This is a genomic window from Pseudomonas synxantha BG33R (genome assembly GCF_000263715.2).
GTDB classification, from domain to species: Bacteria; Pseudomonadota; Gammaproteobacteria; order Pseudomonadales; family Pseudomonadaceae; genus Aquipseudomonas; species Aquipseudomonas synxantha_A.
Genome location: NZ_CM001514.1, coordinates 4118183 through 4143062, shown reverse-complemented (window position 1 = coordinate 4143062; position 24880 = coordinate 4118183). Strand labels below are relative to the sequence as shown.

The following is a 24880-nucleotide window of genomic DNA, read 5'->3' as shown; positions in this document are numbered from 1 at the left end:
TCATGGCAACGATCAAGGATGTGGCAGCGCTTGCAGGTATTTCCTACACCACCGTGTCCCATGTGGTGAACAAGACGCGCCCGGTCAGCGAGCCGGTCCGCATCAAGGTCGAGGCGGCGATCAAACAGCTGGACTACGTACCCAGCGCCGTGGCGCGTTCGCTCAAGGCCAAGACCACGGCCACCATTGGCCTGTTGGTGCCCAATAGCCTCAACCCGTATTTTGCCGAGCTTGCGCGGGGCATCGAGGATTACTGCGAGCGTAATGGCTACTGCGTGATCCTCTGCAACTCCGACGACGACGCGGAAAAACAGCGCAGTTATTTGCGCGTGTTGCTCGAAAAACGCGTCGACGGCTTGATCGTGACGTCGGTGGGCGGCGATGACAGCGGCCTGGCGGCGGGCTTGAGTGCAGTGCGCACGCCCATGGTGATTGTCGACAGGGCCCTGGATGGCATCGATGTCGACCTGGTGCGCATCGACCACGAACAGGGCGCCTACCTCGCGACCCGGCACTTGCTGGAGTTGGGCCATCGGGATATTGCCTGTATCGGCGGCCCGGGGCATACCCGCGTGGCACAAATGCGCCTGGCGGGTTACCAGCGTGCATTGCGCGAAGCGGGTGTCGAGGTGTTGGCTAGCCGGATCCTGGAAAGCGATTTCACCAGCACGGGGGGGTATGCCGCAGCCGTGCAATTGTTAGCGCAAAACCCGCCCAGCGCGATTTTCGCCAGCAACGATATGATTGGTTTCGGCGTGCTGCGCGCAGCCGCAGAACGCAGCATCCGCGTGCCGGCCGAGTTGTCGGTGATCGGTTTCGATGACATTCAGATGGGACGCTACGTCTATCCTGCGCTGACCACGGTCGGGCAGTCGATCCTGCAATTGGGCGAGACGGCGGCCGAATTATTATTGCAACGAATAGCAACACCCCAACGGTCGATCGATCAACGCATCGTGACGCCAAGTATCGTTTTGCGTGAGTCGACGGCGCCATTGGCCGGTGTGTTCGCCCAATACCGCTGAACCGAATTGATGAGTACTGATGTATGCCAGCAAAAGTAGTGGTAGTAGGCAGCTTGAACATGGATCTGGTCACCCGGGCCAGTCGCTTGCCGCGTGCCGGTGAAACCCTGATCGGCCAGAGCTTTTCCACCGTTGCGGGTGGCAAGGGCGCCAACCAGGCGGTGGCATCGGCGCGGCTGGGGGCCAGTGTTGCGATGATCGGATGCGTGGGCACCGATGCCTATGGCAGTCAGTTGCGTGATGCACTGCTGGTGGAAGGGATCGATTGCCAGGCGGTCAGCACCGTAGAGGGCTCCAGTGGTGTGGCATTGATCGTGGTGGATGACAGCAGCCAGAATGCGATTGTCATTGTGGCCGGCAGCAACGGTGAGTTGACGCCCGCGTCTCTGCAAGCCTGCGACGCTGTGCTGCAGGCGGCAGACGTGATCATCTGCCAGCTTGAAGTGCCGATGGACACTGTTGGTCATGCGCTCAAGCGCGGCCGCGAACTGGGCAAGACAGTCATCCTCAATCCGGCTCCCGCGAGTGGGCCTTTGCCCGCTCAGTGGTATGCCTCGATCGATTACCTGATCCCCAATGAAAGTGAAGCCACCGCCCTGAGCGGCGTCACCGTCGACTCGCTCGACAGCGCCAAGGTCGCCGCGACAGCGCTGATCAAGGCGGGGGCGGGTAAAGTCATCATTACGCTTGGCGCCCAGGGGGCACTGTTTGCCGACGGTAGCAGCTTCGAGCATCTGTTGGCGCCGAAGGTCAAGGCGGTGGACACCACAGCCGCAGGCGATACTTTCGTCGGTGGCTTTGCCGCTGCACTGGCCGCGGGCAAGAGCGAAGCCGAGGCGATCCGTTTTGGCCAGGTAGCGGCGGCGTTGTCTGTGACCCGCGCCGGCGCTCAGCCTTCCATTCCTACGCTGCACGACGTACAAGGTTTTGTGCCCTCATGAAAAAGACACCTTTGCTCAATATCGCCCTGTCACGCGTGATCGCATCCCTGGGCCATGGTGACGTGCTGGTCATCGGCGATGCCGGCCTGCCGGTACCGCCCGGCGTGGAGTTGATCGACCTGGCACTGACCCAGGGCATTCCGGATTTCATCAGCACGTTGCGCATTGTGCTCAGTGAGATGCAGGTTGAAAGCCACGTGCTCGCGGAGGAAATCCTGCTCAAGCAACCGCCGGCGCTGAGCGCGCTCAATGCGCTGACAGAGCAGGCAGCGCTGGGTGAGAGGCGGCTGCTCAGCCATGAAGAATTCAAGCAACTGAGCCGCACAGCACGCGCGGTTGTGCGTACCGGCGAGTGCCAGCCTTACTGCAATATCGCGCTGGTATCCGGCGTAACGTTTTAGCGTCCCCCCAATGACAAGGAGTGCTTTATGCAACGTGGTCTACCCATCCTGAAAAACCTGTTCCGGAGTGTTCTGCTTTTGTCCGCACTCACAGCTGCAAGCGCCCAGGCGGCGGAAAAAATCGACCTGATCATCGATACCGACCCTGGGGCCGATGACGTGGTGGCGCTGCTGTTCGCCATGGCCTCGCCGGAGGAGCTGAGCATTCGTGCGCTGACCACCGTCGCCGGTAATGTGCGCCTGGACAAGACCTCCCGCAATGCGCGTCTGGCGCGCGAGTGGGCAGGGCGTGAGGACATTCCGGTGTACGCCGGTGCGCCGGCGCCTATGCTGCGCAAGCCGATCTACGCCGAGAATATCCATGGCAAAGAGGGTATCTCCGGCGTCACCGTGCACGAGCCGAAAAAAGGCCTGGCCGAAGGTAATGCCGTTGACTACCTGATCAAGACGCTGAGCACCGCCAAACCGCACAGCATCACCATCGCCATGCTCGGTCCACAGACCAACCTGGCGCTGGCACTGACCCAGGCGCCCGAAATCACCCAGGGCATCAAGGAAGTGGTGGTGATGGGTGGTGCGCACTTCAATGGCGGCAATATCACGCCCGTGGCCGAGTTCAACCTGTTCGCCGATCCGGTGGCGGCTGAGATCGTGCTCAAAAGTGGAGTGAAGTTGACCTACCTGCCGTTGGACGTGACCCATAAAGTCCTCACCAGCGACGCCCGCCTGAAGAAGATTGCGGACCTGAACAACAACGCGAGCAAGGTCGTCAGCAGTATTCTGAATGAGTACGTCAAAGGCGACATGGAGCATTACGGCATTCCGGGTGGCCCGGTCCACGACGCTACCGTGGTTGCCTACCTGCTCAAACCATCGCTGTTCAGCGGTCGTCAGGCCAATATGGTCGTCGACAGCCGCGAAGGCCCAACCTTTGGCCAGACCATCGTCGATTGGTACGACGGCCTCAAGCAAGAGAAGAATGTGTTCTGGGTCGAGAACGGCGACGCCCAGGGCTTCTTCGATCTGCTGACCGAGCGTCTGGCGCGTTTGAAGTAATACGTTTTACCGGTCGGCGTTCGTCGACCGGTTCTTATTCTTGTGCGCCCATGTGGTCGGCCGGGTATTTCTCGAATACCTGGCCGATGAACGCTTGTGCCGCCTGGGTTCCCAGTTCCTTGACCAACAGATCGATACCAATGATCGCCAGTTCTTCGGTGCTGCCGGGGCTATAGGAGCTTTGCCCCTGGGGCCACTTGGCTTTGATATCGGCTTGGAGCGTTACGGTGGTCATGGAAATCTCACGGCTGAAGTACTGGGCAATGCGCTGGAACGCGGTTCCAGCGGCGCAGTTAACCATTTTGCGCGGCTTTTGGCACTGCTACTTAGGCATGAAGGAGGGGGTATGCGACACTGTCAGCTTGTTTAACAGCCGGGAAACACCGCGTGCAGATCGATCTGAACAAGCCTGAGAACCTGACGCTGGATGCCGTGCGCCAACTGCTTGCCCACGCCAGTGACGACGAACATACCCAGCTTCGGGTAACCAGGGCTGGTATTGCCTATATTTCTTCCGGCGTAGTCGGTGGGGCGCAGATTGATGGCCTGCTGTTTCGTCTGGAGACCTGGGCCAAGGGTTCTGGTTATGTCGGCATTGTGGCGGCCAGCGATGAGGTCTGGGTCATGCAGATTTTCAATGCGCTGAAACAGAACTGGCCACACCCACAATCTGACTACATTGACATCTACTGAGTGCGTTCATATCTAGTCACGATTGACTGGGCGATTGCCCCGCGCGAGTCAGGCAGACTTGCGCGCAGGCGATTAACGTCTTGAAACCAATCGTTCATATCGCTGTCGCACGATCTCTGTCCATTTTTAATCATAGGAGGCTTCATGCCTTGGAAGCTCGCTTCATTCGGTACTTTGTTGGCAGCACTCGCATTGGCGGGTTGCAGCACCCCGGGTGCCTCTGAGCCAGGCAAAGACGCCACCGTGACCGATGCTGGTCATAGCCGCTGTGAGTCGAAGGCCGCCGAGTTCGCAATCGGCCAGAAAGCCTCGCCACAGTTGCTGGAGCAGGCTCGTAGCCGTGCTGGCGCGCAGAATGCACGCATCCTCAAGCCCAACGATATGATTACCCTGGAATATCGTTCTGACCGCCTGAACCTCAACACTGACAACAACCTGGTGATCACGCGGGTCAATTGCGGCTGATAGCTTCGGCTTTTGCATCGCCCATAAAAAACCCCGTCACATGGACGGGGTTTTTTTTAGCTCAGCGGAGAATTACTCGCCGCGAACCTGTGCAGCTTGCATACCCTTTTGGCCTTTCTCAGCCACGAAGGAAACGGTTTGGCCTTCTTTCAGGCTTTTGAAACCGTCGCTTTCGATAGCTTTGAAGTGTACGAACAGGTCGTCACCGCCACCTTGAGGAGTGATGAAGCCGAAGCCTTTTTCATCGTTGAACCATTTAACGGTGCCGGTTTGGCGATTAGACATGGTGTATCTCCAAGAAACATATATTTTCAGTAGTGCTGTGCTGCTCAGGCCAACTGGGCACACTGGGCTATCATAGTCGAAATGTTCGACTTGGGAGCCCCCCCAAGGCATTGTTTGCTAATCAATCGCGTTGCATCTGATCCCTGGCTCGGCGCAAAGCCCCGATCTACGGGGCTTTGCGCTGAAATATCAACTGTTAAAAAAAGCCGTAAAACCTGCGTAATTTGTGTGAAATGGCAGTTTTCAGGGCGTTTTTTCAGCGATATGGCCGTCAGATCAGTGGTCAATCTTACTTTTTCTTCACGACTCTGCAGGAATCAATAGCTGCGACGGCTTTGGTTTCGAGCGCCGAGCGAGCGGCGATTGCTTTATCGCCCACTGGTGGCTTGCCTGCCATGAGTTCTGTGATTTCCGCGCTAGTCAATTCGGCATTGATCTTGTCAGCACCACATTCGCAGTGAGCTTTGGCAGTTTTGGCGTCTACGTTCTGACTCGCGGCGGCACTGCAGTCGCTCACAAAGCTGTCACGGGCGCCGGCTGGCCAGTTGGAAGGGGCTGCAGCCTGCGCGCCGAGGGAAAGGAGGCTCAGGGTAGCGGCGACAGCGAGGGTAGAGGTGAAACGCATCATGGGATGCTCCTTTGGGTCGAGGACGAACGGCGATTCTCAGTGGGTTGGAGGCCCGACGTACAGCTCAAGTTCACTTTGCAGCTATAAAGCCTTGAATTGCGCTATCCACAAAGCTTCGTCGGCGCGATGACCGTTCATCTGTGCTAGGATCGTGGGCTTGGCTAGTTTCAGGCGCGTCAATTACCGCCTTGCCATGTTTCTTTTTAGCTCAATCCAGTCACTCTGGTTCGATTATCGGTTGGCCGAAAGGCTCCTGCCGCTGTAAGGCAGGCGTTCATCACTGAACGGCCTGGTGTTGGATCTTGTACTGGCTCATCCCAACCCACGTGACCTTTGGTAGGGGTCACCACTAGGAGAGGAGGCGCCATGCCAACTATTACTCTACCCGACGGCAGTCAACGTTCATTCGATCATTCGGTTTCCGTAGCCGAAGTCGCCGCATCCATTGGTGCAGGCTTGGCCAAGGCGACCGTGGCCGGCAAGGTCGACGGCAAACTGGTCGACGCCAGTGACCTGATCACTTGCGATGCCAGCCTGCAAATCATCACGCCCAAGGATCAAGAGGGGCTGGAGATCATTCGCCACTCTTGCGCGCACCTGATTGGCCATGCGGTCAAGCAGCTGTACCCAACCGCCAAGATGGTGATCGGCCCGGTAATCGAAGAAGGCTTCTATTACGACATCGCCTATGAGCGTCCTTTTACACCGGACGACCTGGCGGCCATCGAGCAGCGAATGCACGCGCTGATTGAAAAAGATTACGACGTCATCAAGAAAGTCACCCCGCGTGCCGAAGTGATCGACGTGTTTACCGCGCGCGGTGAAGATTACAAGCTGCGTCTGGTGGAAGACATGCCGGACGAGCAGGCCATGGGTCTGTACTACCACGAAGAATACGTCGACATGTGCCGTGGCCCACACGTGCCGAACACGCGTTTCCTCAAGTCGTTCAAGCTGACCAAGCTGTCCGGTGCCTACTGGCGCGGTGATGCCAAGAACGAACAGCTGCAACGGATCTACGGCACGGCCTGGGCTGACAAGAAACAGCTGGCCGCCTACATCCAGCGCATTGAAGAAGCTGAAAAGCGCGACCACCGCAAGATCGGCAAGCGCCTGAACCTGTTCCACCTTCAGGAAGAAGCGCCGGGCATGGTGTTCTGGCACCCGAATGGCTGGACCCTGTACCAGGTGCTTGAGCAGTACATGCGCAAGGTTCAGCGCGACAACGGTTACCTGGAGATCAAGACCCCGCAGGTCGTTGATCGCAGCCTGTGGGAGAAATCCGGGCACTGGGCCAACTACGCCGACAACATGTTCACCACCCAGTCGGAAAACCGCGACTACGCCATCAAGCCGATGAACTGCCCATGCCACGTGCAGGTGTTCAACCAAGGCCTGAAGAGCTACCGCGAGTTGCCGATGCGCCTGGCCGAGTTCGGTGCCTGCCACCGCAACGAGCCATCCGGTGCACTGCACGGCATCATGCGTGTGCGCGGTTTCACCCAGGACGACGCCCACATCTTCTGCACCGAAGAGCAGATGCAGGCTGAATCCGCCGCGTTCATCAAGCTGACCATGGACGTTTATCGCGATTTCGGGTTCACCGAAGTTGAAATGAAGCTGTCCACTCGTCCGGAAAAGCGCGTTGGTTCCGACGAGCTGTGGGATCGCGCCGAAGCTGCACTGGCCGCAGCACTCGACAGTGCGGGCCTTGCGTACGACCTGCAGCCGGGGGAGGGCGCGTTCTACGGTCCGAAGATCGAGTTCTCGCTCAAAGATTGCCTTGGCCGTGTCTGGCAGTGTGGTACCCTGCAGCTCGATTTTAACCTGCCAATCCGTCTGGGAGCCGAATACGTCTCCGAAGACAACAGCCGTAAACACCCGGTTATGCTGCACCGGGCGATCCTCGGTTCGTTCGAGCGGTTCGTCGGTATCCTGATCGAGCACTACGAGGGCGCGTTCCCTGCGTGGCTGGCTCCGACCCAGGCAGTGATCATGAATATCACTGATAAACAGGCAGATTTTGCCGCCGAAGTTGAAAAAACTCTCAACGAAAGCGGATTTCGTGCCAAGTCCGACTTGAGAAATGAAAAGATCGGCTTTAAAATCCGCGAGCATACTTTGCTCAAGGTTCCCTATCTTTTGGTTATCGGAGATCGGGAAGTCGAGATGCAGACTGTCGCTGTGCGTACTCGTGAAGGTGCTGACCTGGGCTCGATGCCCGTCGCCCAGTTCGCTGAGTTCCTCGCGCAAGCGGTTTCCCGGCGTGGTCGCCCAGATTCGGAGTAATTATTATTAAGCGTGAAATGAGACAAGATAAACGAGCTGCACCGAAAGCCCCGATCAACGAGAATATCTCGGCACGCGAGGTTCGGTTAATTGGGGCTGAGGGTGAGCAGCTTGGGATTGTGTCAATTGAAGACGCGCTTCTTAAGGCTGAAGAAGCCAAGCTCGATTTGGTGGAAATTTCCGCCGATGCTGTACCACCTGTCTGCAAGCTGATGGACTACGGCAAATCGATCTTCGAGAAGAAGAAGCAGATTGCCGCAGCCAAGAAAAACCAGAAGCAGATTCAGGTTAAAGAAATCAAGTTTCGTCCAGGGACGGAGGAAGGGGATTACCAGGTAAAACTGCGCAACCTGGTACGTTTCCTGAGTGATGGGGACAGGGCCAAGGTATCCTTGCGATTCCGCGGCCGTGAGATGGCCCACCAGGAGCTGGGGATGGAACTCCTCAAGCGGGTTGAAGCTGACCTGCTCGAGTACGGTTCGGTCGAACAGCATCCTAAGATGGAAGGACGCCAACTGATCATGGTCATCGCCCCGAAAAAGAAGAAGTAATCAACAGGGCACGGCAGGCCTTCTGATTATGTTTATCAACTGAATGCGGAGTATCCGAACATGCCAAAGATGAAGACTAAAAGTGGTGCTGCTAAGCGGTTTCTGAAAACTGCTAACGGTATCAAGCACAAGCACGCTTTCAAGAGCCACATCCTGACCAAAATGTCGACCAAGCGTAAGCGTCAACTGCGCGGTAGCAGCTTGCTGCATCCGTCTGACGTGGCAAAAGTCGAGCGCATGCTGCGCCTTCGTTAATTTTTGGATCAAGACTAGAGGAAGTAACTCATGGCTCGTGTAAAGCGTGGCGTCATTGCCCGTAAACGTCACAAAAAAATTCTGAAACTTGCTAAAGGCTACTACGGCGCGCGTTCACGCGTATTCCGTGTTGCCAAGCAAGCGGTAATCAAGGCAGGCCAGTACGCCTACCGTGACCGTCGTCAGAAAAAACGTCAGTTCCGCGCTCTGTGGATCGCTCGTATCAACGCTGGTGCACGTGTTAACGGTCTGTCCTACAGCCGTTTCATCGCTGGCCTGAAGAAAGCGTCCATCGAAATCGACCGTAAGGTTCTGGCTGAACTGGCCGTGAACGAAAAAGCGGTGTTTGCTGCGATTGTCGAGAAAGCTAAAGCCTCCTTGGCTTAAGTACCCCCGACAGTCATCCTGGGTTACTCCTGTAGCCCAAGGTGGTAAACGTCATAAATAGGGGAAGAGCCTTCAAGCTCTTCCCCTATTTTGTATCTGGAGTCTGTACATGGAAAACCTGGACGCGCTCGTTGCCCAAGCCCTTGAGGCCGTGCAAAGCGCTGAAGATGTAAATGCCCTGGAGCAAATCCGGGTTCACTACCTTGGCAAGAAAGGTGAATTGACTCAGGTGATGAAGACCCTGGGAAATTTGCCGGCTGAAGAACGTCCGCAAGTCGGTGCGTTGATCAACGTTGCCAAGGAACGTGTCACAGAGGTGCTCAATGCGCGCAAGGCGTCGCTCGAGGAGGCCGATCTAGCGGCCAAGCTCGCCGCCGAGTCCATTGACGTGACCTTGCCTGGCCGTGGTCAGGCCTCGGGCGGCTTGCATCCGATTACCCGGACTCTGGAACGTATCGAGCAGTTCTTCACCCACATCGGCTACGGCATTGCCGAAGGCCCTGAGGTCGAAGACGACTATCACAACTTCGAGGCGCTCAACATCCCAGGCCATCACCCGGCCCGGTCGATGCACGACACCTTCTATTTCAATGCGAACATGCTGTTGCGCACCCATACCTCGCCGGTACAGGTCCGCACCATGGAAGCGAACAAGCCGCCGATCCGCATTGTCTGCCCAGGCCGTGTATACCGTAGCGACTCGGATATCACCCACTCGCCGATGTTCCACCAGGTCGAAGGCCTGCTGGTGGATCGCGATATCAATTTCGCCGATCTCAAGGGCACCATCGAAGAGTTCCTGCGGGTGTTCTTCGAGAAAGAGTTGGCCGTGCGTTTCCGTCCATCGTTCTTCCCGTTCACCGAGCCGTCCGCTGAAGTCGACATGGAATGCGTGATGTGTAGCGGTAAAGGTTGCCGAGTCTGCAAGCAGACCGGTTGGCTGGAAGTCATGGGCTGCGGCATGGTCCACCCTAACGTGCTGCGCATGTCCGGGATCGATCCGGAAGAGTTCTCGGGCTTTGCCTTCGGCATGGGCGTTGAGCGTCTGGCCATGCTGCGTTACGGCGTGAACGACTTGCGTCTGTTCTTCGACAACGACTTGCGGTTCCTCGCGCAATTTCGCTAGTCGTAACGAATCTTTAGGAGAGCAGGATGAAATTCAGTGAACAATGGCTGCGTGGCTGGGTAAGCCCGCAGGTAGATCGCGACGCGCTGGTTGCGCGTCTGTCGATGGCCGGTCTTGAGGTCGATAGCGTTACCCCGGCCGCCGGTGTTTTCAGCGGCGTGGTAGTGGGCGAAGTGCTGAGCACCGAGCAACACCCTGATGCCGATAAATTGCGTGTGTGCCAGGTCAGCAACGGTTCGGAAACCTTTCAGGTCGTGTGCGGAGCGCCTAATGTGCGCCCGGGCCTGAAGATCCCGTTTGCCATGATCGGTGCCCAACTGCCTGGCGACTTCAAGATCAAGAAGGCCAAGCTGCGTGGTGTTGAGTCCAACGGCATGTTGTGCTCTCAGGCTGAGTTGCAGGTAGGCGAGGGCAATGATGGCCTGATGGAGCTGCCGGCCGACGCGCCTGTGGGTCAGGACATCCGGGTTTACCTGGAACTGGAAGACGCCAGCATCGAGGTCGACCTGACCCCGAACCGCGGCGACTGCCTGTCCCTGGCCGGTCTGGCCCGTGAAGTGGGCGCGCTGTACAACGCTCCCGTCACCCGTCCTGCGGTTGCTGTTGTGCCGCCGGTGCATGACGAAGTTCGCTCCATCGAAGTGCTCGCGCCGAACGCCTGCCCACGTTACCTGGGGCGTGTGGTCCGTAACGTCGACCTGTCCAAGCCGACCCCGCTGTGGATGGTCGAGCGCCTGCGTCGCGCCGACGTGCGCAGCATCGACGCCGCGGTCGACATCACCAACTATGTGATGTTGGAGCTGGGTCAGCCGCTGCACGCCTTCGATCTCGCCGAAATCAACGGTGGCATCCGCGTGCGCATGGCCGAGGAAGGCGAAAAGCTGGTGCTGCTCGACGGTCAGGAAGTCAGCCTGCGTGCCGACACCCTGGTTATCGCCGACCACTCTCGCGCCCTGGCAATTGCCGGCGTGATGGGGGGCGAGCACAGCGGTGTTTCCGCGACCACTCGTGACGTATTCCTTGAAAGCGCGTTCTTCGACCAGATCGCCATCGCAGGCAAGGCCCGTTCCTATGGCCTGCACACCGATGCTTCGCACCGCTATGAGCGTGGCGTGGACTGGAATCTCGCCCGTGAAGCCATGGAGCGCGCCACCGGCCTGCTGCTGGAAATCACCGGTGGCGAAGCGGGTCCGATCACCGAAACCGTCAGTGAGCAGCACCTGCCGTCGATTGCGCCGATCACCCTGCGTGCCAAAAGCGTTGAGCAAATGCTCGGGCTGGTCATTGAGCCGGCTGAAATCGAGCAACTGCTGTCCGCCCTCGGCTTGGGTATTTCCTCGAATGGGGAAGGGCAGTGGCAGGTTGCAGTACCTAGCCATCGCTTCGACATCAGCCTGGAAGTTGACCTGATCGAAGAGCTGGCACGTCTGTATGGCTACAACCGCCTGCCGGTTCGCTACCCGCAAGCGCGCCTCGCGCCGCAACCCAAGGCCGAAGCGCGTGCGCACCTGCCTGAGCTGCGCCGCCTGCTGGTTGCTCGTGGTTACCAGGAAGCCGTGACGTATAGCTTCATCGATCCAAAACAATTTGAGCTGTTCAACCCGGGTGTTGAGCCGCTGTTGTTGGCCAACCCGATCTCCAACGACATGGCCGCCATGCGTTCGTCGCTGTGGCCGGGTCTGGTGAAAGCGCTTTCCCACAACTTGAACCGCCAGCAAGACCGCGTGCGCCTGTTCGAAAGCGGCCTGCGTTTCGTTGGTCAGCTCGATGGCCTCAAGCAAGAGCCGATGCTGGCTGGCGTGGTATGCGGTAGCCGCCTGCCGGAAGGCTGGGCGCAAGGTCGCGAGGTGGTGGACTTCTTCGACGTCAAGGCTGACGTGGAAGCGGTACTGGGCTTTGCCGGTGCGCTGGATGCCTTCACCTTTGTGCCAGGCAGCCACCCAGCCTTGCATCCGGGCCAGACTGCGCGTATCGAGCGCGAAGGTCGCCTGGTAGGTTTTGTGGGCGCCATTCACCCGGAACTGTCGAAAACGTTGGGGCTGGACCGTCCAGTCTTCGTGTTTGAGCTAGTCTTGGCTGAAGTGGCGTCGGGCAAGATGCCTAAATTCAGCGAGTTGTCGCGCTTTCCTGAAGTGCGTCGCGACCTGGCGCTGATCGCCGACCGTGACGTCGCCGCCACTGCCGTTCTGGATGTAATCCGTGAAAATGCAGGGGAATGGCTGACAGACCTCAGGCTATTTGACGTCTATCAGGGTAAAGGCATTGATCCGCATAGAAAAAGCCTCGCAGTCGGCTTGACCTGGCAGCATCCATCGCGCACTCTTAATGACGATGAGGTGAATACCACGACACAAAATATCCTCACCTCGCTCGAACAAAGGTTGAACGCCACGTTAAGGAAGTGACGTATGGGGGCTTTGACGAAAGCTGAGATGGCGGAACGTCTGTACGAAGAGTTGGGTCTGAATAAGCGCGAGGCCAAGGAATTGGTCGAGCTGTTTTTTGAAGAGATCCGCCACGCTCTGGAAGACAACGAACAGGTCAAATTGTCCGGTTTCGGCAATTTTGACCTGCGGGACAAACGCCAGCGGCCTGGCCGCAATCCAAAAACGGGAGAAGAAATCCCGATCACGGCTCGCCGTGTGGTCACCTTTCGTCCAGGGCAGAAGTTGAAGGCCCGAGTTGAGGCTTATGCTGGAACCAAGTCATAACGACGAACTACCCGTCATCCCAGGCAAACGCTACTTCACCATTGGTGAAGTCAGCGAGCTGTGTGCCGTAAAACCGCACGTGCTGCGCTATTGGGAGCAGGAGTTTCCTCAACTCAACCCCGTCAAACGCACCGGGAACCGTCGGTATTATCAGCGCCAGGACGTGCTGATGATCCGACAGATCCGTGCATTGCTGTACGACCAGGGGTTCACCATCAGCGGCGCACGCCAGCGTATGTCCGGTGATGAAGCCAAAGACGACACCACCCAATACAAGCAACTGATCCGCCAGATGATCTCCGAACTGGAAGATGTGCTGGTGGTGCTGAAGAAATGATTCAAGCTTTAAAAATACTTCCACATTTCAAAAGCTTGCGGTATATTCCGGTTCGCTTCGTTGAGAAGCGAACCCAGTAACACGCCTAGTCGGGGCGTAGCGCAGTCCGGTAGCGCACTAGCATGGGGTGCTAGGGGTCGAGTGTTCGAATCACTCCGTCCCGACCATATTATTCAATGACTTAGGCCAATGTTCACAGCATTGGCCTTTTTCATGTGCGTGACATTTGCGTGACTTCTCGTTTTTTCACGCCTGCTTCCTCTTCAAGATTGTCAGTATCGGTCCGCGAGAATCGGTTGCTGATACCATATTCGCAGCTTCAATCAGATGACCGAGCTCAGCGCCCGAGTAGTGACTGGTGATGCTGCCGTTCTTATGCCCCAAAAGGGCCTTGCGGTCTTCCTCAGTTACGCCTGCTGCGCGTAGCCGACGGCCAAACGTGTGTTTAAGGTCATGGATCCTGATGGATGCATACCCAGGGTGAGCGGGGCGAAGGTTTTCCTCCTGCCAGAGTTTCGCCGCTCTCACCCGAGCCTTCTTCCAGGCCGAGTCGTTCATGCGGTGCATCGCGGTGCCGTTGTATGGGAAAACCCATTCCTTGCTGATGCCGCGCTGCTTCTCGATGATCGACCTGGCCACGCTGTTAAGCACCACCAGCCTCTCGTCACCGTTCTTCACGCCAGAGCGCTCATGCCTGCCACCAAAGTCGGCCGGTATCAGAAAAACGCTGGTGCCCAGTTCCGGTACCGCAATCTCCCAATCCCATCTCAGCTTGCAGACCTCCTGCTCCCGCGTGCCGGTGTTCACTTTGAACAGCGCCATGGTTTGCAGGTGGGCCGGCAACTCGCCAAAAAGAATCGACTGCTCCGGCCATGACATTGGGTACGGCTTGCGGCTCGATTTCTTCTCTTCCAGCTTCGTGAGCATCGGCACGCTATCCAGCCATGGCCTGCGCTCATCGTCTCTGCTCCAACCTGAAGATCAGGTAGCGCTCCGCTTCTTCCCGGTCACCAGTTCCAGTGCTTTCGTAAAGTCGTTCTCCGTTGATTTTCTTGTCGATATGCCAGATGCCTTTCCTTTGCGAGAGGCCTGTGATCGATTTTCGCGCCATGATTTATCTCCTTTCTGGCGCTCGCTGCGGGGCGATTGTTGCTCCGTTGCGCCTTTTTTATCAATCGCCTTTGCCTCGACGTATGCCGTGGCCCAGTCGTCCAGCTCCTGCCGGTCAAACCCAACGCCGCGCCCTCCTATGGGGAACTCACTGACAAATGGTCTGACGGTCTCGTCGAAAATTGCCCGGCACATGCCAAGGTATCCAGGCGCTTCCTTTGCCCGGATGAATCGTGGTATCAGTTGTTGCGCGCCCATTCCTACCTCCCGCCCACCGTGGGCCGCGCTGTCTTGATGATATGGATGACCAGGCCGAAGCTGATCAGTAGCCAGGCGCAGGTGCCGGCGAAGGCGTAGAGCAGTGCCTCGGTGGTGCCCGTGCCGAAAAGGTCAGGCCCGAGCCAGCCGAACCAGCCGAGTGTTCCTACCAGGTACAGCAAAGCGCCCAGCAGTATCAGGGTGAGTTTCATAGCGAACATGGGGTGTCCTTGCCGCGCTGGGCGGCATTAGGTGGGTTAGGTGTTTTGCTTGGCGAGCAGCTCAGCAGCGGTGACCAATGCGCTGCCAGCCTTTTTGGCCGATACCTCTCCACCGGTAAGAGCCTTGCTCAGGCAGTCGGTAACCAGCTCCAGCGCCGATATCAGCTCTTGGGTATTGGCTGACGACTCACGGCCCATATCCCAGAACGTCTGCGCCCAGTGGCCGGCTGGAGGCGGGCACCGGTCTTGGGCACCAAAGGCCAGGGTCCCGACAATCGCATCGCAGAGGTCGCGCTTGTAGGCGTTGTCGCCGTCGATGCTCAGGCGGTTTCGGCGCAGCACGTCCAGGGCGTTGTTCAAGTTCGACTCGGGCGAAGGCAGCACCAGGTCAAAGTCTTTCTTGCCTGGCCGGCAGGCCACCACCAGCAGTTCGCAATCGAGCGGCAGGTGCTGCGCCATATCCGAGATCGCTTCGATAGCGGCTTCGCGGAATGCATTCTTTTCTTCGGACATAGGAATACCTCGCCCGCCGCTCGACATCCTGGCTGAAGACGCTGCGAAAGACCCCGTTCGTCAGCAGCTGATCAAGCAGGACGGCAAGCTGAACACCCACGACAACGGCCAGACTGCTTATGAGCAGCGCCAGACAGACGCCTGGAAGAATCCAGCACAAAAGGGGGCTTAAGCCATGCCAGCTATTCAAACCACCTACTCGGCAACCATCTCGCCGCGTCGCCTGGGCCACATCCCTGACATGACTCAGGCCGATCTGATCTCGCGCAACGTGGAAACGGTTGCCGGCATCGGCTTCGGCCTGCCTGTTGCTCAGGGCGTCGATGACAGGCCACCTACGAGGCTGCGCTGCGTGAAATCGTAGAGCCTGGCAGCCTCAGCCCTGACTTCGTGTCCGCCTCACTGGTCAAGCGCGAGAAGGTCGGCCCGCTGGAAACTGAATTCGCTGTATCGGTGGGTGCAGACGCTGCTGGATCGGTTCGCCCGGTGATCAGCATCATCGACGAGATGATTGCCCCGGTGCTGGTGGCTCGCTACACGCTGCCTGCGGTGTTTACGGTATGACCCCGGCGCAGATCATCCAGGCCATCGAAGGAATGGAGCCTGCGATGCAGCAGGCCTATCTGGACCAGGTCAAGACGGTGGTCGGCGCGGCAACGGTTGCAGAAGTCGAGCGCCTGATCGCTGAAGATGATGAGGATGGCCTGGTCGCACTGCTAAGCCTAGGCGCACTTTCCGTATTCCTTGAGTTGGCCAGGTCTGTATTCATCGCCGGTGCCAAGTTCGAGATAAAGGCGATCAGCATTCCACGCGACCTTGGCCGGTTCGAGTTCGATGCTCGTAAGCCTGCCGCAGAGCAGTGGGTGTCGGCCAAGGCACAAGAGATCAGGGCAAACGCCACTATCGACGTGCGAGCAGCAATTCGCGAGGTCATGGGCAGTCGCAGCCGCGTCGTAGGCCGGCCCAGTACGCAGCCTGTTGCGGCGCAGGTCGAAGTCAGCGCTACGCCGATGGTTCGCACGCCTCGGCAAGCAGCACTCGATCTGCTGGGGCGAGTGAGCGCGCAGACAGGTTCTCGGTCCGGTGGCGTCATCGGCCTGCCTGGCAACTATGCGCAGTACGTGCTGAATGCCCGTGCTCAGCTGTTGGGCGGTAATCCCGACGAGATGCGCAAGTACTTGCAGCGCAAACGCCGGGACCGCCGCTTCGACGGGATCGTGAACAGAGCAATCAAAGCTGGCGCGCCTGTCGCCCAGGCTGACGTGGACAAGATCGCCGGACGCTACGCCGATCGCCTGATGAAGACGCACGCCGAGATGTTGGCCAAGGCCGAGGCGCTCGAGTCGTTCGGCGCCGGCCGTGATCAGGTCTACGAGCAACTGATTGCGCAGGGCCTGGACCGTGATTCGGTTGAAAAGGAATGGCGCGACAGACGCGACAACAAGGTACGTCACGCGCACATGGTGCTCGGCGGCCAGGTTGTGCAAAAGGATCAGCCATTCCAGAGCCCTACTGGTGCGCTTCTCCGCTACCCCGGCGATTCCTCTCTGGGGGCAGGTTGGGAAGACCGGGCAGGGTGCCGGTGCACTGCCATTTACAGAATAAGGCGCAAGTGATGCCAGATATCTATGACCGTGCAAAGGCCATGGCCACGCGTATGCTTGCGCCGCGCAGCAAGGGCGGGAAGGGACTGGAACTGGTCCTCCGCCGAGAGATAATCGGCGAATACGACCCGGATGCGCCGCCGGCACCCAGCGAACTGGTCGTGAACGGCTCCGGCTTCCGTGAGGAATACGACAACAAGTACATCGACGGCACGCTGATCGTTCGCGGCGACGTCAAGTTGCTGGTGTCTCCGGTGCAGCTCACTGGGGCGGATATGCCGATCCCATTGAGCAACGACCGTATCCAATTCGACGGCACCACCTACACTGTGATCGCCGTCGGCCCATGGAACTACGCCGGCCTGGCGGTTGGCTTCGAACTGCAGGTGCGCAAGTAATGGCCAAACCTCACCACATGACAAGCCGCTACGGCGGGCTGAAGGGTGGCTTTGCCGAAAGCCTGGCGGCATTTGCTGATCAGGCGAAGGAGGCCATCGACGATGTTTTCCGCGAGGTGGTAATCGAGATTGGCACTTCCGTGATCCAGTTATCACCGGTGGACACCGGGCGCTTCAAAGGCAACTGGCAGTTCACCGTGGGTGCCCCTTCAAGTCAAAGCCTGGACACTTTCGACAAGTCCGGGCACGAGACTATTGCCGCACTGGTGGCTGAAGTCAGCAGGCTTGAGGCTGGTCAGGTCGCCTACATCGTCAACAACCTGGTGTACGCGATTCCACTGGAATATGGACACTCCCAGAAAAAGGCGCCCGCAGGCATGGTGCAAATCACGCTCGCTCGCTTCCAACAGATCGTTGAGGAAGCCATCAGGAATAACCAGGTATGAGTCACAACATCATCGCAGCGGCTTTTGACGCAGGAAGAACAAGCCGTTTCTGAACGCGCTGTGGTATTTGCAAAGCAAAACCGAACCCGCATCGCCCGGGAGTTGGCTTGTTTGGAGGCTTATCCGAGCGATGAGTACCCCGTCTCTGTATTCATGGCAGGGTCGCCGGGCGCAGGAAAAACTGAAGTGTCCAGGGCATTTATCGGGATGATGCAGGCCGGCGGGTCTAACGCGTTACGAATTGATCCTGACGATTTCAGAGACTATTTCCCAGAATATACGGGCCGAAACTCCAGCCTTTTCCAGCGTGGCGTGACAACATTTGTTGAGCGAACCCTGGATCTGGTCTACCAGCAACGTCAATCGTTTCTGCTGGATGGGACTCTTGCGAATCTTGAAGTGGCGCGACGAAACATCTCGCGGGCCCTTGATAAGCAGAACAGGTCTGCCCAAGTAATTTACGTGTATCAGCGTCCTGAGCTTGCGTGGGAGTTTGTTCTCGCGAGAGAGAAAAAAGACGGAAGGAATATTCCTTGCCCTGAGTTTGTCAGACAGTTTTATGCTGCAAAAATGTCTGTGTGTGCGCTGAAACGTGAATTCCAGGATGCATTGCAGGTGGATGTGATCATCAAAGACAACGATGGAGGAAACGAGGATATCGGCATTGACCTTTCGGCTGACGAAATTGACGTGTTTGTCAGCCAGCCCTATGATCAAAACGAGCTTGAACGTATTTTGAACGGAGAATCCCAATGAAAGGCGAAAAGGCAGCAGACGCTTCGACAAAGATTCATGGTTCGTCGAAAATGTCTGATTTTTTCCGCCACGGGTCCTTGGAGGAAAGGCGAGCCGTTTATCACATGGCAGCTAGTGCAGCCATTGAGGAGCAGAGGGAAGTGATCCGCTCGGCGAAGCCCGGCGAAATCCTTACTGTAAAACCTCGGTAATTCCATATCCGTGTCCTTAAGCCCAGCCTTGCGCTGGGCTTTTCGCATCTGGCTCAAGGCTTTTCAGCGTTGGCCTTCTCAAGCAGGGCAGCTATGCCCTCAAGCAGAACCAAGTCCGACTCCTTGAGTCTTCCCTTCGCCGCGGCCCTGGCAAGTTTCTCGATAACCGCAACTGCTCGCGGCGTGGCCTTGTCCTGAAGGGCCTGGTAGGCAGACGCCGCCTCTCTCACCACATCCTGGCGAGTGTACTCACCCTCGATCAATGCCGGCCCGTGTCCATTCGGATTGACCAGCACACCAGGCGTGAGCCCGATTTTCTTCTCGAGGTTGAGCGCCGCCTTCTCACCCAATGAGCGATGCCCATTGAGGATCTGTGACAAATACGAAGCGTCCAGATCGTGCTGGTCGGCGAAGTCTTTCTGGCTGAGTGGGCCGATGACGCGCCGCAGCGCGTCGACCCGAAGAGTTTTGATATCCATAGGCGAATAGTGTCCCTGCGTTAGCAAACAGTAAATTATAAAGTGCTATTGCTAATTAGTTTAGCAAACTATAATCTTTGCTTCTTTCGGAGACAAACATGACGCTACTCGAACTCATCCGGTCCCTCGACACACCTTAGGTGGAGTCGTTGGCCAAGCGCAGCGGCACCGGTGCCTGCAACCTTAAACAGATCGCCTATGGCTTTAGCCGGGCAGGTCCAGGCCTCGCATCAATATTGAGCGGGAGTCGAGCAGCGCGGTTACCTGTGAAGAGCTCCGGCCCGATGTCGACTGGGCCTATCTGCGCAATTCAGGCCAAGACGTTCCTTGGATAGGAGGCGTATGGTCCCGTCTCCCGGCGGAGAAAAAACAAGTCGATACTGGTTAGACCGTTTATTTCTTTCAGTTATGTAAAAAGATTTGAGTTGCATATCCAAAGCCGATTAATCAGCGCGATGATTTTAAATAAATCTGCAATGGCAATTAAACGGCTGCAATAACAGTAGAAACTCCCCCTGGTACTTCATTAATCTGGCTCTGACGTCCATTTTTGTTGCTGGATTACCCTCTTGCCGGCCATCCGCCAATGCTTAGAATCCACGCCATCAGCTTCGTCCAACTCTCAAATCCTCTGGGGAGCAACACCATGATGAACGCCATGCAGATGCAAATGCCAATGAACACCAACATGCCGATGATGGGCATGCCGATGATGATGGCGACCATGACCTGCGACATGATGGACGATGGCATGATGTGCAAGATGATGCCGGCCGCTGGCATGGACATGGCGATGTTCAAGAACAGCGCGGAAATGATGCAGATGATGATGATGAACTGCGGCATGCCGATGATGATGCATTGCGGCAACATGACCATGATGTGCATGTCCACGGCGAGCATGGCTATGCCGATGATGAACATGATGATGCCAATGCCGATGATGGGCATGCCGATGCCATTGATGAAGTGCGTAATGGAATGCACCATGATGGATGACTGCATGATGTGCAAAATCATGCCGATGGCAGGCATGAACATGGACATGATGAAAAGCTGCTGCGCCCTGATGATGAAAATGATGAACGACTGCAGTATGCCGATGATGATGAGCTGCAATGGCATGCCGCTGATGTGCTGCACCTGCTGATCCTTGGCATCAGGTATTAAAAAGCCCGGCAGGGTTAACCCTGCCGGGCTTTTTAATGTCTGTTTTTCAGTCCAGGCGTTCCGGGTAAGTCACCACAAGATACGCCACCGCCTCACTGTCGGCCGGGTTGCGGTAGCGGTGGGGCTGGTCCGCATAGAACAGGATTGAATCGCCGGTGGAGAGCAGGTAGCGCTCGTCGTTGACGCTGATCTCCAGTACACCCTGAGCCACCACTAGGTTTTCCTGCACGCCCGGGCCATGCCCTTCGGACTGATCCTCTCCCAGCGGGCTCAGGCGCAGTTCGTAAAACTCCGATTGGCGCGCCACGTCGAACGGAAACAGCGCGCGGCTGACAAAGGCGCCGCTGGCACTGACCAGGCGTTTGCTCTGGCTGACCGACAGCACCGCCACCCCTTCGAAGGCCCGATGTTCCAGAAAGGCGGCCACCGACACCTTCAAACCCTTGGCGATTTTGCACAGCACCTTGATGGACGGCACGCTGCGCCCGGACTCGATCTGCGCCAGCATTGCCCGGCTCACACCACACTGCCTGGCCAGGGCGTCAAGGGAAAGATGACGCTTGCCCCGCAGGCGTTGCAGGTTCTGTGCGACGCGTTCGCAGATAGGGTCTTCTTCCAGCGGTTCCAGGTTGTTCAAATTCAGCACGGGTTCGTCGGCGCTTGCCAGAAAACGCGAGGGTTCTTGCGCATTCACGCGTGACGCGTCTCGCTGGTCGTAGCAGCTTGCACCCACTGAGCGGCCTGCAAACCTGCACTGCGTGCGTACATTTCCCACATGGCCCGCGCCCGTTGCTGAGCCTGTTTGCGTTTGCGGTAGGGGGCGAAGTCGATGACGGTGGCTGTCGGATTCATGGGGCACTTCACTGTGGTGATGAATGACGGGATGAACTGAGAGTACTCGGATATTTTTATAACTATAAATACTGTTTTTGTATTTATTAATTCTTTTTGGTTATTTTTAAAATTAGGCAATTGAACCGAAGGCTTGGCGCACACGCCTCGTTAGAGCAGCTCAACCGAATTGACTTGCCGATTCCACCGCGGTTTTTGGCTTCCTGCTGTGCGTTAGCTGATAAGCAACAGCCAGCCATATGAACCATCCCGGCATGACCATCAAGGCAACGCGGGTATCAGGTCTCAATGCCAGCAGGCACAGAACGAAGCCCATAAAAGCCAGTGAAAGCCATGCCATTGGCACGCCGCCTGGCATCTTGTAAGCAGATTTTGCGTGAAGCTCAGGACGCTTTTTGCGATAGGCAATGTAGGACGCGAGGATGGTCGACCACGTGAAGATCACCAGAATCGCGGACACAGTGGAAACGATGGTGAAGGCCGTCATGACTTCCGGAACGATGAACAGCACGAGTACACCCACCAGCATCAACAGCGTGGTGAAGGCCAGGCTCAGCAGAGGCACGCTGTTACTCGATAGTCGCCGAAAAATACCCGGAGCGTTGTCCTGATTCGCCAGCCCGAACAGCATACGGCTGGAGGAGAAGACGCCACTGTTGGCCGATGAAGCGGCGGATGTAAGGACCACGAAGTTAACGATGCCGGCAGCTGCGGGAAAGCCAGCGACGAGGAAAAGTTCGACAAAAGGACTTTTTACAGGTGACACCTGTTGCCAGGACGTCACGGCAATAATACAGCCCAATGCTAGTACGTAGAACAGGATGATTCGCACCGGAATCGAGTTGATTGCCTTGGGTAAGGTCCTCTCCGGAGCCCGGGTTTCTGCCGCAGCGGTGCCGATCAGCTCGGTGCCGGCAAATGAGAATATCGCCATCTGAAAACCGGCAAAAAAACCAAGTAAACCGTTAGGGAATGCAGCCTGCTTATCCACTAGATGGCTCAGGGACGCGGTAACGCCATTGGGGGATACGAACGAGCTGGTAATCAGCACGATGCTGACCCCAATAAGCGTCACGACGGCGATGATCTTGATGATCGCGAACCAGAATTCGACTTCACCGAAAAGCCTGACCGTCAGCACGTTCAAGGCAAACAGTGTCGCCAGCATCCCGATAGCGGGTATCCAGGCAGGCAGATTGGGAAACCAGTATTGGAAAAAACCTCCGACGACAACGGCATCGCCGATCACTGCGACGCTCCAGCTCAGCCAATACGACCAGCCGAGAAAAAATGCGGCGCGAGGGCCCAGGTAGGCACCGGCAAAATCCGCAAAGGTCTTGAAGTTCAAGTTGGAAAGCAGCATTTCGCCCATGGCACGCATGACGAAGTATACGAACAGGCCAATGATCATGTAGATGAGGATGATCGAGGTGCCCGACAGGGCGATGATCTTTCCTGAGCCCATGAACAAACCTGTACCAATAGCGCCGCCCATGGCCATTAACTGGATGTGGCGATTGCTGAGCGTGCGCTGCAGTGCAGGTTGTTCAACCCGCTCTGATGAATTCGATTTCATTTCAAAACCTCTTGATCTTATGTTTTTGAGTTTTGGCAGAAAAGTGGGTATCCAGCGCCACTGTCAGGATGCAATGGCGGGTGACGGTATTGGTTTATCTGGGCAGTGACGGCCCCATGCACGTGCCTGTGGCGTCACTTACAGGTGAACTGGCCGTGCGCATATGGGCGGCTTTGGTCGGTTGCTGATCAAGCATCTGGAACAGGTTTTTTATATTTTCAGGTGTTGACTCCAAGTGGATGTGTCGGCCGACTTGATGTTTGTGCGCCATCGCATGCAGGTAGCGAAGCGACGAGAAATCCTCCAGGGCAAAGCCCACGGAATCGAGCGTCATTTTCTTATTCTCCAATCCGTCCGATAAACGTTGTAGAGCAGGGGGTCAGGCGCGTTTGCTCTCAAAGCCATGCAGTACGTTCACCGCATTGATTCCGATTTCATCGACCATATAGCCGCCTTCCATCACGAAGAGGGTGGGGCAACTAACGCTTGCTATCAGCTCGCCAATCCCGATGAAATCCTCGCTTTCCAACAGGAAATGACTGATGGGGTCGTCCTTGAAGGTGTCGACGCCCAATGAGATCACCAATACTTCTGGCGCGAATTGCTGAAGTTTCTTGCAGGCGTGAAGCAGGGCGTCGCGGTAGCTTTCCCAGGCGGTGTTTTTCGGCAGCGGGTAATTGAGGTTGAACCCTTCGCCAGGGCCGGCGCCGACCTCACCGCTGAACCCTGAGTAGTACGGATAGGACACGCTTGGCTCGCCGTGCAGCGAGACGAACATGACGTCATTGCGCTGGAAAAAAATGTTCTGGGTGCCGTTGCCGTGATGAAAGTCGACATCGAGTACCGCGGCACGTTTGGCGCCCTGGGTGATCGCCTGCTGTGCGGCAATGGCCGCATTGTTGAGATAGCAGTAACCCCCCATGTATTCACGCGCCGCGTGATGGCCCGGCGGACGGCAAAGGGCAAAGGCACTGCCGTGGCCTTCATCGATAAGTGCCAGACCTGTCAGTGCGATATCGGCACTGGTCTTGACCGCCTGCCAGGTGGTGGCGGTGATGGGTGAGCCGGCATCCATTGCATAAAAGCCGAGTTTGCCGTCAATAAACGTTGGCACCTGGTCGTTGGCCAAATCGCGTACAGGCCATACCAGTGGCAAGGCATCATGAGTGCGTCCTGTCGCGCACCATTCTGACCAGGCGCTTTCCAGGAAGCTCACGTAGCGCTCGCTGTGCGCGTTGACGTAGCAGGACCGGTCAAACACGCGTGGTTCGACTATCTGGCCAAGGCCTACTTGCTTGACACGGTTGTGAACGGTGTCCGCCCGACTGGGCTGCTCGAATGACGGCTTGAGCACGCCATCCTTTAATTCTGTGCCATGGTGCAGACGGTGGGAATCACTGAAAACTGTAAACATTCTGCGCATCCGTTAATGTGAGCTGGTGAAAGTATTTTGTTCTGGTCATGGCGCGAGTTCTTTGCTTTGTTTTTGTGATTTTTAATATTTATCGGGCGATTTAACTCGGAAACGGCGTAATGAAGAAAAATATATCCAGGCGCATTAGCCTCGATGAGACCGATCTGGCAATTCTTGAGTTATTGCAGGAGGACGCGAGCATTTCCAACGCCGAGCTCAGTGAGCGGCTTTCGTTGAGCCTCACGCCTTGCTGGCGACGGCGCAAGAGAATGGAGGAGGCGGGGGTGATAAAGGGTTATCAGGCAACCCTTGATCGAAGAATGTTGGGGCTGGATATCATGGCATTCGTGCACATCCGCTTTTCTACCCACGCCGATCACGCTCCGGACGTCTTCGAGGCAGTGATTGCGCAATTGCCAGAGGTATTGGCCTGCCACAAGATCACCGGCGACGCCGACTACGTGCTCCAGGTGTTGGCAGAAGATCTTGATAGCTATAGCGACTTTATCGAGCAAGTGCTGAGGCAGCAGGTGGGTATCGCGTCTATTCAGTCGAGCCTGGCTTTGCGCGAAATCAAAGCCGGTAGTCGCATCGCCATACCTAAATTGAGCAAGGGGTAATGGCGGGGGCGCCGCGAAACGATCGGTGTCCGAGAGCAAAGCCTCGAAGAGATTGAAGACCAAGAGCAGCGTTCGTGTCGGGTCACATTGCAACTAAGGGGGGCGTTATGCAGCACTCGGAT

At 57.0% G+C, this 24880-nt stretch carries 34 protein-coding genes, 1 tRNA gene and 2 pseudogenes; 24 read left to right on the top strand and 13 right to left on the bottom strand.

The window, feature by feature from the left end; genetic code table 11:
* Positions 1-2 precede the first annotated feature (2 nt).
* Genes PSEBG33_RS09420 through PSEBG33_RS09435 form a run of 4 tightly spaced genes read left to right on the top strand, consistent with a single transcriptional unit; the run spans position 3 to position 3423 of the window.
* Positions 3-1025, top strand: a complete 1023-nt coding sequence (locus tag PSEBG33_RS09420; RefSeq protein WP_005789696.1) for a LacI family DNA-binding transcriptional regulator — start codon at positions 3-5, stop codon at positions 1023-1025.
* A gap of 23 nt (positions 1026-1048) precedes the next feature.
* Positions 1049-1966: a ribokinase gene (rbsK, locus tag PSEBG33_RS09425; RefSeq protein ID WP_005789694.1), complete on the top strand. Its 918-nt coding sequence runs from the start codon at positions 1049-1051 to the stop codon at positions 1964-1966.
* On the top strand, positions 1963-2367 hold the full coding sequence (gene rbsD, locus PSEBG33_RS09430; protein WP_005789692.1) for a D-ribose pyranase: 405 nt from the start codon (positions 1963-1965) through the stop codon (positions 2365-2367). The genes rbsK and rbsD overlap by 4 nt, the downstream gene beginning before the upstream one ends.
* Positions 2368-2394: 27 nt before the next feature.
* Positions 2395-3423, top strand: a complete 1029-nt coding sequence (locus tag PSEBG33_RS09435) for a nucleoside hydrolase (RefSeq protein ID WP_005789691.1) — start codon at positions 2395-2397, stop codon at positions 3421-3423.
* 34 nt (positions 3424-3457) lie between these two features.
* Here the strand turns inward: PSEBG33_RS09435 and PSEBG33_RS09440 are convergent, their stop codons facing one another.
* Positions 3458-3658, bottom strand: coding sequence for a hypothetical protein (locus tag PSEBG33_RS09440; protein WP_005789689.1), 201 nt, complete (start codon positions 3656-3658; stop codon positions 3458-3460).
* 152 nt (positions 3659-3810) lie between these two features.
* Here PSEBG33_RS09440 and PSEBG33_RS09445 point away from each other — a divergent pair, with 152 nt between their 5' ends.
* On the top strand, positions 3811-4116 hold the full coding sequence (locus tag PSEBG33_RS09445) for a hypothetical protein (protein ID WP_005789687.1): 306 nt from the start codon (positions 3811-3813) through the stop codon (positions 4114-4116).
* Between the two features lie 144 nt (positions 4117-4260).
* Positions 4261-4581, top strand: a complete 321-nt coding sequence (locus PSEBG33_RS09450) for an I78 family peptidase inhibitor (protein ID WP_005789685.1) — start codon at positions 4261-4263, stop codon at positions 4579-4581.
* A gap of 72 nt (positions 4582-4653) precedes the next feature.
* On the opposite strand, the gene PSEBG33_RS09455 is transcribed toward PSEBG33_RS09450, so the two are convergent.
* Both PSEBG33_RS09455 and PSEBG33_RS09460 read right to left on the bottom strand, forming a co-directional pair.
* On the bottom strand, positions 4654-4866 hold the full coding sequence (locus PSEBG33_RS09455) for a cold-shock protein (protein ID WP_003234260.1): 213 nt from the start codon (positions 4864-4866) through the stop codon (positions 4654-4656).
* A gap of 289 nt (positions 4867-5155) precedes the next feature.
* Entirely contained in the window at positions 5156-5494 is a 339-nt protein-coding gene (locus PSEBG33_RS09460; protein ID WP_087945258.1) for a hypothetical protein, read from the bottom strand.
* Between the two features lie 366 nt (positions 5495-5860).
* Here PSEBG33_RS09460 and thrS point away from each other — a divergent pair, with 366 nt between their 5' ends.
* From thrS to PSEBG33_RS09505, 9 genes are all read left to right on the top strand, one after another.
* Positions 5861-7783 carry a threonine--tRNA ligase gene (thrS, locus tag PSEBG33_RS09465; protein WP_005789682.1) on the top strand — a complete coding sequence of 641 codons (1923 nt, stop codon included), beginning with the start codon at positions 5861-5863 and terminating at the stop codon, positions 7781-7783.
* Positions 7783-8334, top strand: coding sequence for a translation initiation factor IF-3 (infC, locus tag PSEBG33_RS09470; RefSeq protein ID WP_169851780.1), 552 nt, complete (start codon positions 7783-7785; stop codon positions 8332-8334). Before thrS ends, infC begins: the two co-directional genes overlap by 1 nt.
* A gap of 60 nt (positions 8335-8394) precedes the next feature.
* Complete coding sequence (rpmI, locus tag PSEBG33_RS09475) at positions 8395-8589, top strand: 50S ribosomal protein L35 (RefSeq protein ID WP_002553160.1); 195 nt, start codon at positions 8395-8397, stop codon at positions 8587-8589.
* 30 nt (positions 8590-8619) lie between these two features.
* Entirely contained in the window at positions 8620-8976 is a 357-nt protein-coding gene (gene rplT / locus PSEBG33_RS09480; RefSeq protein ID WP_005789679.1) for a 50S ribosomal protein L20, read from the top strand.
* A gap of 109 nt (positions 8977-9085) precedes the next feature.
* Positions 9086-10102, top strand: coding sequence for a phenylalanine--tRNA ligase subunit alpha (pheS, locus tag PSEBG33_RS09485; RefSeq protein WP_003192486.1), 1017 nt, complete (start codon positions 9086-9088; stop codon positions 10100-10102).
* Positions 10103-10128: 26 nt separating this feature from the next.
* Positions 10129-12507, top strand: coding sequence for a phenylalanine--tRNA ligase subunit beta (pheT, locus tag PSEBG33_RS09490; RefSeq protein WP_005789677.1), 2379 nt, complete (start codon positions 10129-10131; stop codon positions 12505-12507).
* Between the two features lie 3 nt (positions 12508-12510).
* Positions 12511-12813 (top strand): integration host factor subunit alpha, encoded by a 303-nt coding sequence (gene ihfA / locus PSEBG33_RS09495; RefSeq protein WP_002553164.1) that lies wholly within the window; start codon positions 12511-12513, stop codon positions 12811-12813.
* Positions 12794-13150 (top strand): MerR family transcriptional regulator, encoded by a 357-nt coding sequence (locus PSEBG33_RS09500; RefSeq protein ID WP_003174972.1) that lies wholly within the window; start codon positions 12794-12796, stop codon positions 13148-13150. Before ihfA ends, PSEBG33_RS09500 begins: the two co-directional genes overlap by 20 nt.
* Before the next feature lie 90 nt (positions 13151-13240).
* Positions 13241-13317 (top strand) — tRNA-Pro (locus tag PSEBG33_RS09505).
* 79 nt (positions 13318-13396) lie between these two features.
* Here the strand turns inward: PSEBG33_RS09505 and PSEBG33_RS28035 are convergent.
* The 4 genes and pseudogenes from PSEBG33_RS28035 to PSEBG33_RS09515 all read right to left on the bottom strand — a co-directional run bounded on the left by PSEBG33_RS28035 (position 13397) and on the right by PSEBG33_RS09515 (position 15252).
* Positions 13397-14210 (bottom strand): annotated as a pseudogene (locus PSEBG33_RS28035) (tyrosine-type recombinase/integrase).
* Positions 14132-14518: a hypothetical protein gene (locus tag PSEBG33_RS29770; protein WP_005789675.1), complete on the bottom strand. Its 387-nt coding sequence runs from the start codon at positions 14516-14518 to the stop codon at positions 14132-14134. Before PSEBG33_RS29770 ends, PSEBG33_RS28035 begins: the two are co-directional and overlap by 79 nt.
* A 2-nt stretch (positions 14519-14520) precedes the next feature.
* Positions 14521-14739, bottom strand: coding sequence for a hypothetical protein (locus tag PSEBG33_RS09510; protein ID WP_005789674.1), 219 nt, complete (start codon positions 14737-14739; stop codon positions 14521-14523).
* Positions 14740-14775: 36 nt separating this feature from the next.
* The gene (locus PSEBG33_RS09515; protein ID WP_005789672.1) at positions 14776-15252 is read right to left on the bottom strand and encodes a hypothetical protein; all 477 of its coding nucleotides are present in this window, start codon (positions 15250-15252) and stop codon (positions 14776-14778) included.
* A 175-nt stretch (positions 15253-15427) separates the two neighbouring features.
* On the opposite strand from PSEBG33_RS09515, the gene PSEBG33_RS09520 reads away from it, so the two are divergent.
* From PSEBG33_RS09520 to PSEBG33_RS27550, 7 genes are read left to right on the top strand one after another with little or no spacing between them, the layout of a single operon-like run.
* Positions 15428-15616, top strand: a complete 189-nt coding sequence (locus PSEBG33_RS09520; RefSeq protein WP_005789671.1) for a hypothetical protein — start codon at positions 15428-15430, stop codon at positions 15614-15616.
* Positions 15601-15816: a hypothetical protein gene (locus tag PSEBG33_RS27555; RefSeq protein ID WP_332306864.1), complete on the top strand. Its 216-nt coding sequence runs from the start codon at positions 15601-15603 to the stop codon at positions 15814-15816. Before PSEBG33_RS09520 ends, PSEBG33_RS27555 begins: the two co-directional genes overlap by 16 nt.
* Entirely contained in the window at positions 15813-16868 is a 1056-nt protein-coding gene (locus PSEBG33_RS09525) for a hypothetical protein (protein WP_005789668.1), read from the top strand. The genes PSEBG33_RS27555 and PSEBG33_RS09525 overlap by 4 nt, the downstream gene beginning before the upstream one ends.
* The gene (locus PSEBG33_RS09530; RefSeq protein WP_005789667.1) at positions 16868-17254 is read left to right on the top strand and encodes a hypothetical protein; all 387 of its coding nucleotides are present in this window, start codon (positions 16868-16870) and stop codon (positions 17252-17254) included. The genes PSEBG33_RS09525 and PSEBG33_RS09530 overlap by 1 nt, the downstream gene beginning before the upstream one ends.
* Positions 17254-17700 carry an HK97 gp10 family phage protein gene (locus PSEBG33_RS09535; protein WP_005789665.1) on the top strand — a complete coding sequence of 149 codons (447 nt, stop codon included), beginning with the start codon at positions 17254-17256 and terminating at the stop codon, positions 17698-17700. Before PSEBG33_RS09530 ends, PSEBG33_RS09535 begins: the two co-directional genes overlap by 1 nt.
* 24 nt (positions 17701-17724) lie before the next feature.
* Positions 17725-18456 carry a zeta toxin family protein gene (locus tag PSEBG33_RS09540; RefSeq protein ID WP_005789664.1) on the top strand — a complete coding sequence of 244 codons (732 nt, stop codon included), beginning with the start codon at positions 17725-17727 and terminating at the stop codon, positions 18454-18456.
* Complete coding sequence (locus tag PSEBG33_RS27550; RefSeq protein WP_032803637.1) at positions 18453-18647, top strand: hypothetical protein; 195 nt, start codon at positions 18453-18455, stop codon at positions 18645-18647. Before PSEBG33_RS09540 ends, PSEBG33_RS27550 begins: the two co-directional genes overlap by 4 nt.
* 53 nt (positions 18648-18700) lie before the next feature.
* Here the strand turns inward: PSEBG33_RS27550 and PSEBG33_RS09545 are convergent, their stop codons facing one another.
* Positions 18701-19126 carry a helix-turn-helix domain-containing protein gene (locus PSEBG33_RS09545; RefSeq protein ID WP_005789662.1) on the bottom strand — a complete coding sequence of 142 codons (426 nt, stop codon included), beginning with the start codon at positions 19124-19126 and terminating at the stop codon, positions 18701-18703.
* 646 nt (positions 19127-19772) lie between these two features.
* On the opposite strand from PSEBG33_RS09545, the gene PSEBG33_RS29765 reads away from it, so the two are divergent.
* The gene (locus tag PSEBG33_RS29765; RefSeq protein WP_232289390.1) at positions 19773-20276 is read left to right on the top strand and encodes a hypothetical protein; all 504 of its coding nucleotides are present in this window, start codon (positions 19773-19775) and stop codon (positions 20274-20276) included.
* Between the two features lie 66 nt (positions 20277-20342).
* Here PSEBG33_RS29765 and PSEBG33_RS09555 read toward each other — a convergent pair whose 3' ends face one another.
* The 5 genes and pseudogenes from PSEBG33_RS09555 to PSEBG33_RS09565 form a co-directional block, all read right to left on the bottom strand.
* Positions 20343-20933 carry a helix-turn-helix domain-containing protein gene (locus tag PSEBG33_RS09555; protein WP_198287289.1) on the bottom strand — a complete coding sequence of 197 codons (591 nt, stop codon included), beginning with the start codon at positions 20931-20933 and terminating at the stop codon, positions 20343-20345.
* Between the two features lie 53 nt (positions 20934-20986).
* Positions 20987-21148, bottom strand: coding sequence for a hypothetical protein (locus PSEBG33_RS29590; RefSeq protein WP_005789655.1), 162 nt, complete (start codon positions 21146-21148; stop codon positions 20987-20989).
* 160 nt (positions 21149-21308) lie between these two features.
* Positions 21309-22724, bottom strand: coding sequence for an amino acid permease (locus tag PSEBG33_RS09560; RefSeq protein WP_005789652.1), 1416 nt, complete (start codon positions 22722-22724; stop codon positions 21309-21311).
* Between the two features lie 94 nt (positions 22725-22818).
* Positions 22819-23049 (bottom strand): annotated as a pseudogene (locus PSEBG33_RS27545) (hypothetical protein); the annotation flags it as partial.
* Positions 23050-23103: 54 nt separating this feature from the next.
* Entirely contained in the window at positions 23104-24138 is a 1035-nt protein-coding gene (locus tag PSEBG33_RS09565; protein ID WP_005789650.1) for a histone deacetylase family protein, read from the bottom strand.
* A 119-nt stretch (positions 24139-24257) separates the two neighbouring features.
* On the opposite strand from PSEBG33_RS09565, the gene PSEBG33_RS09570 reads away from it, so the two are divergent.
* A complete protein-coding gene (locus PSEBG33_RS09570) occupies positions 24258-24758 on the top strand; it encodes an Lrp/AsnC family transcriptional regulator (RefSeq protein ID WP_005789649.1) in 501 nt (166 codons plus the stop codon).
* The last annotated feature ends 122 nt before the right edge of the window (positions 24759-24880 follow it).

What these genes read in the sequence shown, in the direction of transcription:
- PSEBG33_RS09460 (WP_087945258.1), bottom strand. Translation starts at nt 5,494, where the DNA reads ATGATGCGTTTCACCTCTACCCTCGCTGTCGCCGCTACCCTGAGCCTC.
- rpmI (WP_002553160.1), top strand. Translation starts at nt 8,395, where the DNA reads ATGCCAAAGATGAAGACTAAAAGTGGTGCTGCTAAGCGGTTTCTGAAA.
- PSEBG33_RS09440 (WP_005789689.1), bottom strand. Translation starts at nt 3,658, where the DNA reads ATGACCACCGTAACGCTCCAAGCCGATATCAAAGCCAAGTGGCCCCAG.
- ihfA (WP_002553164.1), top strand. Translation starts at nt 12,511, where the DNA reads ATGGGGGCTTTGACGAAAGCTGAGATGGCGGAACGTCTGTACGAAGAG.
- PSEBG33_RS29765 (WP_232289390.1), top strand. Translation starts at nt 19,773, where the DNA reads ATGATGAACGCCATGCAGATGCAAATGCCAATGAACACCAACATGCCG.
- PSEBG33_RS09455 (WP_003234260.1), bottom strand. Translation starts at nt 4,866, where the DNA reads ATGTCTAATCGCCAAACCGGCACCGTTAAATGGTTCAACGATGAAAAA.
- PSEBG33_RS09530 (WP_005789667.1), top strand. Translation starts at nt 16,868, where the DNA reads ATGCCAGATATCTATGACCGTGCAAAGGCCATGGCCACGCGTATGCTT.
- thrS (WP_005789682.1), top strand. Translation starts at nt 5,861, where the DNA reads ATGCCAACTATTACTCTACCCGACGGCAGTCAACGTTCATTCGATCAT.
- PSEBG33_RS09510 (WP_005789674.1), bottom strand. Translation starts at nt 14,739, where the DNA reads ATGTTCGCTATGAAACTCACCCTGATACTGCTGGGCGCTTTGCTGTAC.
- PSEBG33_RS09520 (WP_005789671.1), top strand. Translation starts at nt 15,428, where the DNA reads ATGCCAGCTATTCAAACCACCTACTCGGCAACCATCTCGCCGCGTCGC.
- PSEBG33_RS09535 (WP_005789665.1), top strand. Translation starts at nt 17,254, where the DNA reads ATGGCCAAACCTCACCACATGACAAGCCGCTACGGCGGGCTGAAGGGT.
- PSEBG33_RS09420 (WP_005789696.1), top strand. Translation starts at nt 3, where the DNA reads ATGGCAACGATCAAGGATGTGGCAGCGCTTGCAGGTATTTCCTACACC.
- PSEBG33_RS09515 (WP_005789672.1), bottom strand. Translation starts at nt 15,252, where the DNA reads ATGTCCGAAGAAAAGAATGCATTCCGCGAAGCCGCTATCGAAGCGATC.
- PSEBG33_RS09570 (WP_005789649.1), top strand. Translation starts at nt 24,258, where the DNA reads ATGAAGAAAAATATATCCAGGCGCATTAGCCTCGATGAGACCGATCTG.
- rbsD (WP_005789692.1), top strand. Translation starts at nt 1,963, where the DNA reads ATGAAAAAGACACCTTTGCTCAATATCGCCCTGTCACGCGTGATCGCA.
- PSEBG33_RS09565 (WP_005789650.1), bottom strand. Translation starts at nt 24,138, where the DNA reads ATGTTTACAGTTTTCAGTGATTCCCACCGTCTGCACCATGGCACAGAA.
- PSEBG33_RS09525 (WP_005789668.1), top strand. Translation starts at nt 15,813, where the DNA reads ATGACCCCGGCGCAGATCATCCAGGCCATCGAAGGAATGGAGCCTGCG.
- PSEBG33_RS27550 (WP_032803637.1), top strand. Translation starts at nt 18,453, where the DNA reads ATGAAAGGCGAAAAGGCAGCAGACGCTTCGACAAAGATTCATGGTTCG.
- PSEBG33_RS09435 (WP_005789691.1), top strand. Translation starts at nt 2,395, where the DNA reads ATGCAACGTGGTCTACCCATCCTGAAAAACCTGTTCCGGAGTGTTCTG.
- PSEBG33_RS09450 (WP_005789685.1), top strand. Translation starts at nt 4,261, where the DNA reads ATGCCTTGGAAGCTCGCTTCATTCGGTACTTTGTTGGCAGCACTCGCA.
- rplT (WP_005789679.1), top strand. Translation starts at nt 8,620, where the DNA reads ATGGCTCGTGTAAAGCGTGGCGTCATTGCCCGTAAACGTCACAAAAAA.
- PSEBG33_RS09560 (WP_005789652.1), bottom strand. Translation starts at nt 22,724, where the DNA reads ATGAAATCGAATTCATCAGAGCGGGTTGAACAACCTGCACTGCAGCGC.
- pheT (WP_005789677.1), top strand. Translation starts at nt 10,129, where the DNA reads ATGAAATTCAGTGAACAATGGCTGCGTGGCTGGGTAAGCCCGCAGGTA.
- PSEBG33_RS09545 (WP_005789662.1), bottom strand. Translation starts at nt 19,126, where the DNA reads ATGGATATCAAAACTCTTCGGGTCGACGCGCTGCGGCGCGTCATCGGC.
- PSEBG33_RS29770 (WP_005789675.1), bottom strand. Translation starts at nt 14,518, where the DNA reads ATGGGCGCGCAACAACTGATACCACGATTCATCCGGGCAAAGGAAGCG.
- pheS (WP_003192486.1), top strand. Translation starts at nt 9,086, where the DNA reads ATGGAAAACCTGGACGCGCTCGTTGCCCAAGCCCTTGAGGCCGTGCAA.
- PSEBG33_RS29590 (WP_005789655.1), bottom strand. Translation starts at nt 21,148, where the DNA reads ATGAATCCGACAGCCACCGTCATCGACTTCGCCCCCTACCGCAAACGC.
- rbsK (WP_005789694.1), top strand. Translation starts at nt 1,049, where the DNA reads ATGCCAGCAAAAGTAGTGGTAGTAGGCAGCTTGAACATGGATCTGGTC.
- PSEBG33_RS09500 (WP_003174972.1), top strand. Translation starts at nt 12,794, where the DNA reads ATGCTGGAACCAAGTCATAACGACGAACTACCCGTCATCCCAGGCAAA.